Source organism: Streptococcus sp. 4155, from assembly GCF_013276695.1.
GTDB lineage: Bacteria > Bacillota > Bacilli > Lactobacillales > Streptococcaceae > Streptococcus > Streptococcus pseudopneumoniae.
On record NZ_VMLM01000081.1, the window covers coordinates 1 to 12,585 of the forward strand.

The following is a 12,585-nucleotide window of genomic DNA, read 5'->3' on the forward strand; positions in this document are numbered from 1 at the left end:
TTGTTTCGCAGGAAGTCTAATCAAACAGGATATCCTGTTGAAACGGAACTAGCGAGTCTAACAATCATCTCTGATAAATCAGTCGATGGCGAAATCTGAACGACTCGACTCTTTGGAGAAAGACATGCTTCTATCCTCTGGCAAGTCGAAAGTTTTGAGGGCATCGAAGCCATCCTCATCGATAAAGAAGGTCACCTAAGCTGTTCTTCAGGAATTCCTACTCTATAGAGACAACTGTTTCAATGGAGTTTTAAAATTGTATTATGTAAAAAGAGAAAGGAAATCTCATGTTATAGTCATTTAGTTTTAAAAAAGAAAGAATACATATTATGAATTTGGATCATCAAGACTACGACCATGTAATCCTTTTTCACGTTGTACCTGACGTAGTTTTTCTGGTGTAACATCATTACCTTCTTCGTCCACAATTTTGATTCCCTCAATGTGGTGACGAACAGAGCGACGATAACCTTCAATGTACTCCTCACGTAGTTTAGCTTGTTCCACTTTTTCTTCTGATGTCAAGCCTTCTGCTTTTTTCTTTTTGGCAAGCTCATTGATACGATCAATTTTTTTAGGATCCATGTTTCTCTCCTTTATGATAAGATTTAATCCGTTTAACAGATTTTATTTGGTATTGATTTGGTTAAAACGTGCAAGTTTAGCTGCTTTCTTGGTTAATTGAGACAAGATTGCCAAACGATTTTGACGGACTGCTTCATTTTCAGCCATAACCATGGTATTCTCAAAGAATGCATCAATGACTGGGCTAAGAGCAAAGAGCTGTTTCAATTGCTGACTGGCAGTCCCTGACAAAACGAGTGATTCTACTGCTTCTGCCAAGGTTTTCTCTTCTTCATTCTCAAAGAGAGCTGAATCAACTGTGGCTACTCCTTCTGCCTTCTCAGTCAAGTTAAAGGCACGAGAGAGTGATTCAACGGATGGTTTGAAGTCTTCTTCCTTGCTTGCTTCTACGAGAGCACTTGCTGCTTCCAACATATCTGCCACAACAAAGTTTGATCCTGCAAGAACGGCTTCCTTAATGTCTTTTGGAGTAGAACCCATCATCTTATCAACACGAGCCTTGATAAAGTTCATAACCTCTGTCTTATTTTCATAAGTCAAGCTGTCAAATGTTAAAGCATAAAGGCTATCAATCAGCTCGTCCATAGCAATGTGCCAACCAAAGGCATCCAATATACGAACTACACCTTGCGTCGCACGACGAAGGGCATAAGGGTCATTAGAACCTGATGGAATCAAACCTACTGAGAAGAAACTCAAAATCGTATCCAATTTATCTGCAATAGCAAGCACTGCACCAACCTTGCTCTCTGGAAGTTCTCCTTCAGCTGATGTAGGCATGTAGTGTTCACGAATAGCAGTTGCCACTGCTGGAGTTTCACCAGCAAGAAGGGCATATTTCTCACCCATAATTCCTTGGAGCTCGTCAAATTCACCAACCATACCTGTCAACAAGTCAAACTTGTAAATTGCTGCTGCACGGGCTAGGTCAACTGTTTCATCCGCTGACAAGCCTGCTTTTTCTGCCAAGAGAATAGCAATCTGACCCGTACGAATCATGTGTTCACGAAGGGAACCAATCTTCTCATGGAAGGTCACATTGTTTAATTTTTCAACAAGATCTGAAATGACCAATTTTTGATCTTCACGCCAGAAGAATTCACCATCTTCTAAGCGAGCGACCAAGACTTTTTCATTTCCTTTGATAACATTTTCCAAATGCTCTGCATTTCCATTACGAACAGAAATGAAGTTTGGCAATAGTTTACCGTCTTGATCACGGACAACAAAGTAACGTTGGTGTTCCTTCATTGAAGTCACCAAAACTTCTTCTGGAACTTCAAGATATTTAGCATCAAAACTTCCCATAAAGGCAGTTGGGTATTCAACCAAGTTCAAGACTTCATTCAGCAAATCAGCGTCAATCTCGACACCTACACCACGCTCAGCTTCGATTGTCTTGATTTGGTCAACAATCATTTGCTCACGTTCACGTGGATCTGCAATTACATACTGTGCACGAAGGTCTTCTTCATAGCTCAATGCTGACTGAATCTTAGTTTCTTGTCCCAAGAAACGATGGCCACGGCTCACACGCCCTCCCTTGATATCAAGGAAATCCAAATCAAACTCTTCTTCATCTAAAAGAACAGTTAAAGTGTGAACAGGGCGGATGTATTCAAAGGTGTTGTTAGCCCAGTGCATGCTGACAGGGAAAGTCAAGGACTTCAAGACATCTACAACACCAGGAACAATGGCTTCAACTGCTTGACCAATTTCTTCCTTGGTAACATAGACATATTCTTCACCCTTGATTTCACGGAATTCGATATCTTCAACAGTCAAGCCTTTCCCACGGACAAATCCTTGAGCTGCTTTGGTGAAGTTTCCATCACTATCCAATGCAATTTTCTTTGCTGGCCCCTTAAAATCTTCTGTCAAATCAGACTGTTTGTCTGCAAGACCAGTTAAACGAACAGCCAAACGACGTGGTGTTGAGAAGGTCTGAATAGCTTCAAAAGACAAGCGGTTTTCCTTGAGAAAGGCTGCCATTTTTTCGCCTAGTTGTTTTTCACTTGGTGTGACAACATAGGCTGGTAATTCTTCAAGACCGAGTTCTACTAATAAGTTTTTTGTCATGTTTTTTCTCCGAAAAATATCTTTTTATTTTCCAGTTTGCCTTATGTGATTGGTACGCAAGCAACCAACTTCGTTGTTTCATTGCTAAAATTGGAGCCAAAAGTCTCCAATTTTGCCTAGTATCCTTAGTTTCACTAAGGATACCTTCATCACTGCTGCAACTGGTTCAGGGCTCACACTGTTCGCCCATTTTCGTAATTTGTCACTTTCTTTATTACGCGTCTTCTGCTAAGAGTTTAACTCGTGTTGCTTCATCTAAAAGTGGGTAACCTAGGCGTTTGCGTTCTGCGACAAAGGTTTTGGCTACGACACGGGCCAAGTTACGGATACGAGCGATATAGCCTGCGCGCTCTGTTACAGATACGGCACCACGCGCATCAAGCAGGTTAAAGGTATGTGAACATTTGAGAACATAGTCATAGGCAGGGTGAACTAAGCCTTCTTCTAATGCACGACCAGCTTCTTTTTCAAACTTATCAAAATTTTCAAGCAACATTTCTTGATCTGAAATTTCAAATGAATATTTTGAGTGTTCGTACTCAGGCTGGATAAAGATTTCTCCGTATTTTACACCATCGGCCCACTCAATATCATAGACAGAATCCACTTCCTGAATATAAGAAGCCAAGCGCTCCAAACCATAGGTAACTTCCGCAGTCACAGGGCCGGTTGCCAATCCACCGACTTGTTGGAAATAAGTGAACTGGGTGATTTCCATCCCATCAAGCCAAACTTCCCAACCGAGACCTGCAGATCCAGTCGATGGATTTTCCCAGTTGTCCTCAACAAAACGAATATCGTGCTCCAAAGGATTGATTCCCAATTTTTCCAAAGACTCAAGGTAAAGTTCTTGGATATTTGATGGAGAAGGCTTCATGACCACCTGGAATTGGTGGTGTTGGTAGAGACGGTTAGGGTTTTCCCCATAACGACCGTCAGCAGGACGACGTGATGGCTCTACGTAAGCCGCATTCCATGGCTCAGGTCCGATAGCACGAAGGAAAGTGTAAGGACTCATGGTTCCCGCACCTTTTTCATTATCATAAGCCTGCATAAGCATACAACCTTGGTCATTCCAAAATTGTTGTAAAGTAAGGATGATTTCCTGGAAAGTCAATTTTTTAGACATTGTTTACTCCTTTTTTATAAATTACTTGCGACACGAGTCTGCCTCGTCGATCATACGAGGCAAGACGAGTTAGTACTGCGTCTAGCTCAGGCACTCTAGTGCTGAGCGTGGGGCAGCCCGACTGTAAGGAGGTCTCTGCCACTGACGCAGTGAAATGTTAATTTCTTAGACATTGAATACTCCTTAATAAAAAATGATTACTTGCGACATGAGTCTGCCTCGTCGATCATACGAGGCAAGACGAGTTAGTACTGCGTCTAGCTCAGGCACTCTAGTGCTGAGCGTGGAGCAGCCCGACTGTAAGGAGGTTTCTGCCACTGACGCAGTAAAATGTTAATTTTTTAGACATTATTTACTCCTTTAGTTTTTATATTTCTTTTTCAATTAATTTCTGCTGAACAAACCAATTTAACAAGGGAAGAGTTTTATCTGTATTTGCCCATAGATAATAAGAATCTAAGACCGTTTGTACACTACCTAAATTTTCTACCAACTTATCTACTGTCAAAAAGCTGCGCCAGTATTCATAAAAAATACTTGCATAGTTCTTATCATAAGTCGAAGAACCAAAATCATTCAGTGAATGCCAACCATACTTCTTCTGAAAAAGTTCTACGAGAGATTGATTACAAATTTTTTCCGCTTGAAATTCCTCTTCTGTCAAGAAATACTTGCGACTAATATATTCAACCATCCCCTCTTCGAACCAGATATAAGAGTCGTAACCATCAAAATCATCTAAAAAATGCTCCGACCAATGAGCTAGCTCATGTCCTACAATCTGTAAGAGGAAATTTTCAGATAAAGAATGATAGTGACTTTCTATTGCTTGAGTTTGCTGAGAACACTTGTAGTCCATCAACTGATACAAATATAACTCTTTCCAAACAGCTAAATCAGGCGTCATAACCATTCGTCTATTATTTGTATAGGCTGGAACAGCGCTTTCCCTAATAATCTGTGTAGCAGCATTAAAATCTGACCAAATAACGGCTTGCGGTAAATCACAGACTGCAAGTTCATTCTTTAAAAAAGATTGATAATCTTTCAACTTTTCAGTATTTCTTACTACAAAATCACGAAATGTAGCTAGTTGACTATCGTCTTTTACAAGATAAAGGTTTTCCACGTCTCTCCTTTCTTTCACACAATAGACTGAATAAGCAAAAGAACCGCGTCCAACAATCCTAGGTTGATTTAACCTAGGGGCGTCAGAAACGCGGTTCCACCCTAATTTATTACTTCATTGTTTTTGAAAATACTACAGAAAGCGCCAGCACTTTATTTTGCCCTACTTGGCTCCCACTATCCCAAGCTCGCTTGAAGAACGCCATAAGACTTTCTTTCCTGCTGACTATTATATCAAAAATTAGAACAATGTACAATTCTTTTTATGATTTTCTAGAAATCCACATCATCAACTCGTGGAGCACCAGAATGAACAGCAATCGCTTTTAAGGTTTCACGCTCCTCATGGCTCAATTCAATTCCAAAGCAATCAAGATTAGCCTGAATACGAGAGGCTGTGACAGATTTTGGAAGTGGTAGAAATCCTTCTGCCAAGCTCCAGGCCAAGGCTATCTGAGCAACAAACTTTCCATGATTTGCTGCGATTTCTTGGACTTGCTTGCTATCAAATAGTTCTCCCTGACCAAAAGGGCCCCAAGCTTCCAATAAAATTCCTTTTTCTCGACAGTAATCTACGACTTCCTCTTGATACACACCTGGCGCCAAGCGAACTTGATTGACCGCTGGAAGAATTTTTGCTGTTTCAAACAAGGCATCCAAATGATGGGGAAGAAAATTGCTAACGCCGATAGCACGGATCTTGCCTTCTTGATAGAGGTCTTCCATCGCTCTCCAGACCTCAGCATTTCGGATTTTCCATGCGTCATTTTCTCTAAGCGGTTTTGGATTTGGCCAATGAATCAAATACAGATCCAAATAATCCAAGCCCAACTTCGCTAAAGACTCTGCAAAAGCCTGACGAGCTTGCTCATAGGTTTGTTGGCTATTCCACAGCTTGGTAGTTACGAACAATTCCTCTCGTGGAACTCCGCTATCTTTGATTGCTTGACCAACACTTTCTTCATTCTGATAAATCGCCGCCGTATCAATATGACGATAACCAGCCTTCAAGGCTTCTAACACTGCACGATAGGCTTCTTCTCCATCCTTAGCCTTAAAAGTTCCAAATCCTAGAACTGGAATTTCTACTCCATTATTTAATTGATAGGTATTCATATGCTTCTCCTTCTATTTTATTTATCATTTATAGCATAATTTTTTTGCTAATTAGTACTATCTTTTGTAAAAAATAAGTCTATCACATATCTGACAGAACCTATTTTTTCTTGCTTATTCATCACGACTATAATACAGCTCATGAGGTTTTAGGCGAGTATTGAGCATCTCTGGTATGGTCACAAAGGTATAACCTTGATTTTTCAAATACTCAATGACCCTTGGCAAGGCATTGACTGTCGGACTGTGAATATCATGCATCAAAACGATAGAGCCGTTAGCTACTTGATGCTGAATTTCTGTCAAAATAGATGCTTCATTTTTACTCTTCCAGTCCAGACTATCCACATCCCACATGATAAAGCTCAAATCGAGGCTATTGCGAATGTCGTCTGTAATGGCTCCATAAGGCGGACGCATGAGTTTTGAACTAGAACCCAGCACCTTAGTTAGCGCATCCTCAGTATCAGTAATTTGTTTTTTAGCTTCATCAAGAGAGAGTTGCGAGAGAATCGGATGGCTCCAACTATGGTTTCCAACAGCATGACCTTCAGATTTTATCCTTTTCACCAAGTCCTCATTCCCAGAAACATTTTTCCCAAGCACAAAGAAAGTGGCTTTAACACCATATTTAGCTAGAGTCTCTAATACCTGCGGAGTCGTTGCTGGATTTGGACCATCATCAAAGGTTAGAGCGACAACTTTTTGATGTTTCTTATCAAAATAAGACTGGTACAAGGCAGCATCTTTTTCGAGTAAGTACGAAGATTGGATAACATCAAAGAAAGTAGATACTGGTAAGGCTATCTCTTCTAAATTTTCAACCGCAGGACTCGGATAAAGGATAATCTGACTATCCTTATAATCAAAATTCCATGCAGATAAGTCTTGGTCAGAGAAGCTTTTTACAATCTGCTCACTCTGGTTTTGCTCTATTTTTTTATCCTCTATAAAGGAGGTCAATTCTTTTATCAGCTGTTCCTTAGCCTTACTAGCATCTGAAAACAGTTGGTCAAGTGTAAAAGGTTGCCCATCTTCTGTTAAGTGAACCTTTCCTAGACTGGTCTTTTCAGTCTCTTCAACCTTAAAATCAACTAAATCATAGATTTGTTTGGTCGCATTACGATTGACGACTCCCTTTAAACCTGACTCTTCTTGCTCTGTATAGTAGAAAACAAGATTGTCCTTACTTTCTAGCTTGTCCTTAATGTCTTTATTTATCAGCTCCCTAACAGAGGAAATCACTTGCTCACCTTGGAGAGGATAATAGGCAATCACTTCGGCTTGACCCTTACGAAAATGCTCCTTCTGATTTCCCTCACTTAATTGATCGTCTTTCTCTTTTTTGAGCGATTCAATCTTTTGCTCAAAACTTTTTTGCTGATACATTTTAAAAGCAATAAATCCGCCTAATAGGCAAATAGAAATTGCTAAAATACCAATCAAAGCCAATAATATATGTCTCTTTTTCCCGTGTCTGCCACGTCCCAGTCTACTTTTATTCATATTTATATCATAACAAATTTAAGCAATAATTTCAATGATACAGTTTGGCAATCCACAATTCCTCTAACAAGCCAAAGCATCTCACATCAACTAGATCAGCCCTATCTGTAGGAACCATCTAGTTTTCTATCTATGGAATTTCTAGTAGATTGAAGCTAGAATAGACACCGTGACTTCTAAAAACATTCTGAGAAATTGATTTATTTTTCCCAGTCGATTTATCCTCAAACATCCCTACACCTCTGATATTTTCTTGATAATACTATATACCCAGACACTTGTAGTTTTACCTTCAGCTAGTAGTGTTGACTTTTCTTCTTCAGATAATTTTTTCCGTAAGTAGTCAATCTGCTGAGAAGTAGTGTTCTCTTTCCCCATTGCCTTGACAGATTGTATCACCATTGCAGTTAAGGTTGACATATTTGAAATATCTCCATTATTTCTATGCTTAAATTCTATCCTTGCCTTACCAACATTAAAACTGGCATATCTTCCATCTGATATATAGGTCCATTTTGCTGGTACCTGCGTAGATAAACCAAGTAAATTCAGGGCTGTGTTTCCTGATGGAGCAATGGTCCAATTATATTTTCTAGCAATAGCATCCGCAACTTCATCCACAGACGCCATTGCATACTCTCCAATCAGTTCTATATATTTTGGTTTATAATAAATACCTTTCAAAATGCGAGTAATCTCTTTGTCTTTTACAAGACGATTTAATGTACTACGAACAGTTTCATATCCTGCAATATCAAAGAAATCATTTGCTATAAAAATTTGATTCGATTCAAAATTTTCTATCCTGTTTACTATTTCCTGCTTATCGTTCATCTATCGCACCTCCTTTGCACCGAATATGATGCTACTTTTGGTGCAAAAAGTCAAATGAGAGTCATTTTATCAAGAGGGAACAGACCTCTTACAATTTCTTATGTAACATCTCTATCCATTTTTATCCCATTTCTTATTTCAGTAATCGCTTGATTATAAAAATCATGATAGTCAGCTGTATTTATTTCTTTTATATTGTAAAATGAAATAAGAATAGGACGATTCGATCAGGACAGTCAAATCGATTTCTAACAATGTTTTAGAAGTAGAGGCGCACTATTCTAGTTTCAATCTACTATAATAGAAATTACTTTGACTTTCCTGACTGATTTGTTTAGTTCTTATTTCATTCAGATATGCTATGCATTAACCAATAGCGGATACCTACGGAGAACTTGCCACTCAGATGTAGGACCTGCCCATCATACAAAAAAACAGACTTCATCCCACAAAGAGATAAAATCTGTTACTATTTTCTACACGATATTTCCTAATTTTTAATCCAGCAGTTGGTCTACTTGGCTGATGGCTCGCTCGGGTTGCTGGGTAAAGGGCTTGTTGCCAAAAAACTCCAACCACGGCTTGCGAACCTCGTCTTTGCTGGTTTCTCTGTATTTTTTAGGTCTTATTTATGATGCTCTTTCAATAGTTCTTCAAACTCAGCCACAGTCATGCCTAATTGCTCACTCGCAACCTCAGGTGTTAGAAGACCTTGACGAACTAGATTTGCTAAACTTACTTTTAATCCCTGTTCGATGCCTTCAGCTCGTCCACGTTCAATTCCCTGTTCAATGCCCTCAGCTCGCCCACGTTCAAGACCGCGCTCCAGTCCTTGTTCAATCCCTTCCGCCCTAGCAGTTTCTAAGGCATAGTCCTGTGCTAACATGGCTTGTTCTTCTCGCCTGCGTTGTTCACTAAACATTTTCTTATCCTCCTCGGACCAGCTCTTGTAGTCCAGCAGTTGATCTGCTTGGCTGATGGCTCGCTCGGGCTGCTGGGTAAAGGGTTTATTCCCGAAAAACTCTAACCATGGTTTACGAACCTTGTCTTTGCTGGTTTCTCTGTATTTTTTTAGTTCCAAGAAAGCCATCTTAACCAGATGGTTTTCCTGACCGTTATTTGTGATGGTTAAGACCTCACCTGTCGTGTCCTCTCGCATGCTAAAACTGTGGAAAGCCAAATCATCTTGAAAATAATTACTATCCACAATTGCAATAGCGTATACTGGTGCGATGTGTTTGTAGCTCTGGTGAGTATTGCCTTCTTGCTGGCGAATTTTTTCAAGATTTTGATTGACCTGACTGCACAGGTAAGCCCATAAACGATTGATGAAAAAATTCTGATGATGGACTTGGATTTCAATGATTACTTGAGTGCCATTATCCAACTCCGCCAAGACGTCTATACTGGTATAGAAATCCTGCGCCGAGTAGGGCAGGGAAGGCAAGACGTGAATGTTACTTCCCTCCAAAATCGTCACATTTTTTGCTGGCAAGTCCAGCATATCGCGAATAAATTGACAAGTGATTTCTGGATTGCTAAAAATTTTCTTAGCAACCAAGTCGTTGGTCGGGCTAATGCCCGGATGTCTTAGAATCATCCTTCTCCTCCTTCTATTATAGCACATTTTTTAATCTAATTTGCTAGATTTGATGCTTCTATCTATTTATTCGTAAAAGAAAGCTTTTCTTCAGAAGAAAGCTAATCGCTTATTTGAAATTTTTCCCCTCTGTTGGATAGTCCCGTCTATCTATGTTATAATGAAAGAAGGATTTAAAATCAGAAAAGGAGTATTTATGCTTAAATTAGGTATCATTGGCACTGGCGATATCAGCCACCACTTCATAGAAGCAGCCCATGCTAGTGGGAAATACCAGCTGGTCGCAGTCTATTCTAGGAAACTTGAAACCGCAGCAACCTTTGCTTCTCGCTATCAGGATATCCAACTATTTGATCAATTAGAAGACTTCTTCAAGAGCTCCTTCGATGTAGTCTATATTGCCAGTCCAAACTCCTTGCATTTTGCTCAGGCAAAGGCTGCCTTGTCTGCAGGTAAACATGTCATTCTTGAAAAGCCAGCTGTCACTCAGCCACAAGACTGGCCGGATTTGGTTCAAACAGCTGAAAAAAATCACTGTTTTATCTTTGAAGCAGCTCGTAATTACCATGAAAAAGCTTTCACTATCATCAAAAACTTTTTAGCAGACAAACAAATTTTGGGGGCAGATTTCAACTATGCCAAATATTCTTCCAAAATGCCTAACTTGTTGGCTGGGCATACGCCCAATGTCTTTTCAGAGCGTTTTGCTGGTGGAGCACTTATGGATTTGGGGATTTATCCTCTCTACGCTGCCGTTCGTCTCTTTGGAAAGGCTGAGGACGCAACCTACATGGCTCAACAGCTTGACAATAGCATGGACCTAAATGGAGACGGTATCCTCTTCTACCCTGACTTTCAAGTTCATATCAAGGCTGGGAAAAACATCACTTCCAATCTTCCTTGCGAAATTTACACAACAAATGGAACCTTGACCCTCAACACGATTGAGCATATTCGCTCAGCTATTTTTACCGACCACCAAGGCAATCAAGTCCAGCTCCCTATTCAACAGGCTCCTCATACGATGACTGAGGAAGTCACTGCATTTGCACACATGATTCAGCAACCAGACCAGACACTCTACCAGACTTGGCTGGATGATGCAGGCTCTGTTCATGAGCTACTATATACCATGCGCCAGACTGCTGGCATTAGATTTGAGGCAGAAAAATGAAAAGCAAACTACCTACTGAATGGCAAGAACTAAGTGACCAACTCGGTTTCCAAGAATTTACCCCCATTCAAACTCAACTATTTGAGCCCATTCTTGCAGGAGAAAATCTTCTAGGAGTAAGTCCAACAGGAACCGGTAAGACCCTAGCTTACCTCCTACCAAGTCTTCTCAGACTACAAAAGAAAAAAGCGCAGCAACTCTTGATTCTAGCACCAAATACAGAGCTTGCTGGACAGATTTTTGATGTATGTAAAACGTGGGCTGAGACTATCGGCTTGACTTCCCAACTCTTCTTATCAGGTTCGAGCCAGAAACGCCAGATTGAACGCCTAAAAAAAGGACCAGAAATTCTGATTGGAACTCCTGGACGTATCTTTGAACTCATTAAATTGAAAAAAATCAAGATGATGAATGTGGAAACCATCATCCTGGATGAATTCGACCAATTGCTAGATGATTCTCAGATTCACTTTGTTGAGAAAATCACTCACTACGCACCGCGTGACCACCAACTCGTCTATATGAGTGCGACGACTAAGTTTGACCAAGAAAAGATTGCGCCAAACACACGTACCATTGATCTCTCTGACCAAAAACTAGATAACATCCAACATTTCTATATGCAGGTAGACCAACGTCACCGAGTGGATATGCTACGAAAACTAGCTCATGTGGAGGATTTCCGCGGTCTGGTCTTCTTTAACAGCCTATCAGACCTTGGAAGCGCAGAAGAAAAACTACAGTATCGGGATATATTAGCTGTTTCCCTCGCTAGTGATGTTAATGTCAAATTTAGAAAAGTCATCTTAGAAAAGTTTAAAGACAAGCAACTAACCCTGCTTCTAGCAACAGACCTTTTGGCTCGAGGAATTGATATCGATAGCCTAGAATGTGTCGTAAACTTTGATATTCCTAGAGATATTGAAACCTACACTCACCGCGCTGGCCGTACAGGTCGCATGGGCAAGGAAGGTTATGTTATCACTCTCGTCACTCATCCAGAAGAACTTAAAAAACTCAAGAAATTTGTGAGCGTACGTGAAATTGTCTTGAAAAATCAAGAACTCTATATTAAATAAAGCCCCATTGCTCTATACACATCCAGTGTATGGAGCTTTTTTATAAGCAATTCAATTTTATACTCTTCAAAAATCTCTTCAAACCGCATTAGCTTCGCCTTGCCGTATGTATATGATACTGACTTCGTCAGTCTTATCTGCAACCTCAAAACAGTGTTTTGAGCTGACTTCGTCAGTTCTATCTGCAACCTCAAAACAGTGTTTTGAGCTGACTTCGTCAGTTCTATCTGCAACCTCAAAACAGTGTTTTGAGCTGACTTCGTCAGTTCTATCTACAACCTCAAAGCAGTGCTTTGAGCAGCCCGCGGCTAGTTTCCTAGTTTGCTCTTTGATTTTCATTGAGTATCAGATTTAA

Annotated in this window: 11 protein-coding genes and 2 pseudogenes; 3 read left to right on the forward strand and 10 right to left on the reverse strand. The window is 40.2% G+C overall.

Going from position 1 to position 12,585, the window contains the following annotated elements; genetic code table 11:
- A pseudogene (locus tag HT715_RS09505) lies at nt 1-228 on the forward strand (FAD:protein FMN transferase); the annotation flags it as partial.
- A gap of 99 nt (nt 229-327) precedes the next feature.
- On the opposite strand, the gene HT715_RS09510 reads toward HT715_RS09505, so the two are convergent.
- The 9 genes and pseudogenes from HT715_RS09510 to HT715_RS09545 all read right to left on the reverse strand — a co-directional run bounded on the left by HT715_RS09510 (nt 328) and on the right by HT715_RS09545 (nt 9,977).
- Nucleotides 328-585: a DUF896 family protein gene (locus HT715_RS09510; protein WP_000371298.1), complete on the reverse strand. Its 258-nt coding sequence runs from the start codon at nt 583-585 to the stop codon at nt 328-330.
- A 42-nt stretch (nt 586-627) separates the two neighbouring features.
- Nucleotides 628-2,664, reverse strand: a complete 2,037-nt coding sequence (gene glyS, locus HT715_RS09515; RefSeq protein WP_172922932.1) for a glycine--tRNA ligase subunit beta — start codon at nt 2,662-2,664, stop codon at nt 628-630.
- 214 nt (nt 2,665-2,878) lie between these two features.
- Complete coding sequence (gene glyQ / locus HT715_RS09520) at nt 2,879-3,793, reverse strand: glycine--tRNA ligase subunit alpha (RefSeq protein ID WP_088791073.1); 915 nt, start codon at nt 3,791-3,793, stop codon at nt 2,879-2,881.
- Between the two features lie 367 nt (nt 3,794-4,160).
- Complete coding sequence (locus HT715_RS09525) at nt 4,161-4,922, reverse strand: elongation factor Tu (RefSeq protein WP_054393102.1); 762 nt, start codon at nt 4,920-4,922, stop codon at nt 4,161-4,163.
- Nucleotides 4,923-5,194: 272 nt separating this feature from the next.
- Nucleotides 5,195-6,037 (reverse strand): aldo/keto reductase, encoded by an 843-nt coding sequence (locus HT715_RS09530; RefSeq protein ID WP_050261371.1) that lies wholly within the window; start codon nt 6,035-6,037, stop codon nt 5,195-5,197.
- A gap of 114 nt (nt 6,038-6,151) precedes the next feature.
- Nucleotides 6,152-7,543 (reverse strand): peptidoglycan-N-acetylglucosamine deacetylase PgdA, encoded by a 1,392-nt coding sequence (gene pgdA / locus HT715_RS09535; protein ID WP_100104280.1) that lies wholly within the window; start codon nt 7,541-7,543, stop codon nt 6,152-6,154.
- Between the two features lie 234 nt (nt 7,544-7,777).
- Complete coding sequence (locus HT715_RS09540; protein WP_100104281.1) at nt 7,778-8,377, reverse strand: DUF6088 family protein; 600 nt, start codon at nt 8,375-8,377, stop codon at nt 7,778-7,780.
- A 500-nt stretch (nt 8,378-8,877) separates the two neighbouring features.
- Nucleotides 8,878-8,997 (reverse strand): annotated as a pseudogene (locus HT715_RS12050) (flagellar assembly protein H domain protein); the annotation flags it as partial.
- Nucleotides 8,998-9,002: 5 nt separating this feature from the next.
- A complete protein-coding gene (locus HT715_RS09545) occupies nt 9,003-9,977 on the reverse strand; it encodes an Rpn family recombination-promoting nuclease/putative transposase (protein ID WP_000603335.1) in 975 nt (324 codons plus the stop codon).
- 196 nt (nt 9,978-10,173) lie between these two features.
- Here HT715_RS09545 and HT715_RS09550 point away from each other — a divergent pair, with 196 nt between their 5' ends.
- The gene (locus tag HT715_RS09550; RefSeq protein ID WP_000915857.1) at nt 10,174-11,151 is read left to right on the forward strand and encodes a Gfo/Idh/MocA family oxidoreductase; all 978 of its coding nucleotides are present in this window, start codon (nt 10,174-10,176) and stop codon (nt 11,149-11,151) included.
- Complete coding sequence (locus HT715_RS09555; protein WP_100104282.1) at nt 11,148-12,230, forward strand: DEAD/DEAH box helicase; 1,083 nt, start codon at nt 11,148-11,150, stop codon at nt 12,228-12,230. Before HT715_RS09550 ends, HT715_RS09555 begins: the two co-directional genes overlap by 4 nt.
- 78 nt (nt 12,231-12,308) lie before the next feature.
- Here HT715_RS09555 and HT715_RS12055 read toward each other — a convergent pair whose 3' ends face one another.
- Entirely contained in the window at nt 12,309-12,569 is a 261-nt protein-coding gene (locus HT715_RS12055) for a hypothetical protein (RefSeq protein WP_240149858.1), read from the reverse strand.
- Between the last annotated feature and the right edge of the window lie 16 nt (nt 12,570-12,585).

Coding starts and splice junctions, on each gene's coding strand:
- HT715_RS09510 (WP_000371298.1), bottom strand. CDS start 585: ATGGATCCTAAAAAAATTGATCGTATCAATGAGCTTGCCAAAAAGAAA.
- glyS (WP_172922932.1), bottom strand. CDS start 2,664: ATGACAAAAAACTTATTAGTAGAACTCGGTCTTGAAGAATTACCAGCC.
- glyQ (WP_088791073.1), bottom strand. CDS start 3,793: ATGTCTAAAAAATTGACTTTCCAGGAAATCATCCTTACTTTACAACAA.
- HT715_RS09530 (WP_050261371.1), bottom strand. CDS start 6,037: ATGAATACCTATCAATTAAATAATGGAGTAGAAATTCCAGTTCTAGGA.
- pgdA (WP_100104280.1), bottom strand. CDS start 7,543: ATGAATAAAAGTAGACTGGGACGTGGCAGACACGGGAAAAAGAGACAT.
- HT715_RS09540 (WP_100104281.1), bottom strand. CDS start 8,377: ATGAACGATAAGCAGGAAATAGTAAACAGGATAGAAAATTTTGAATCG.
- HT715_RS09545 (WP_000603335.1), bottom strand. CDS start 9,977: ATGATTCTAAGACATCCGGGCATTAGCCCGACCAACGACTTGGTTGCT.
- HT715_RS09550 (WP_000915857.1), top strand. CDS start 10,174: ATGCTTAAATTAGGTATCATTGGCACTGGCGATATCAGCCACCACTTC.
- HT715_RS09555 (WP_100104282.1), top strand. CDS start 11,148: ATGAAAAGCAAACTACCTACTGAATGGCAAGAACTAAGTGACCAACTC.
- HT715_RS12055 (WP_240149858.1), bottom strand. CDS start 12,569: ATGAAAATCAAAGAGCAAACTAGGAAACTAGCCGCGGGCTGCTCAAAG.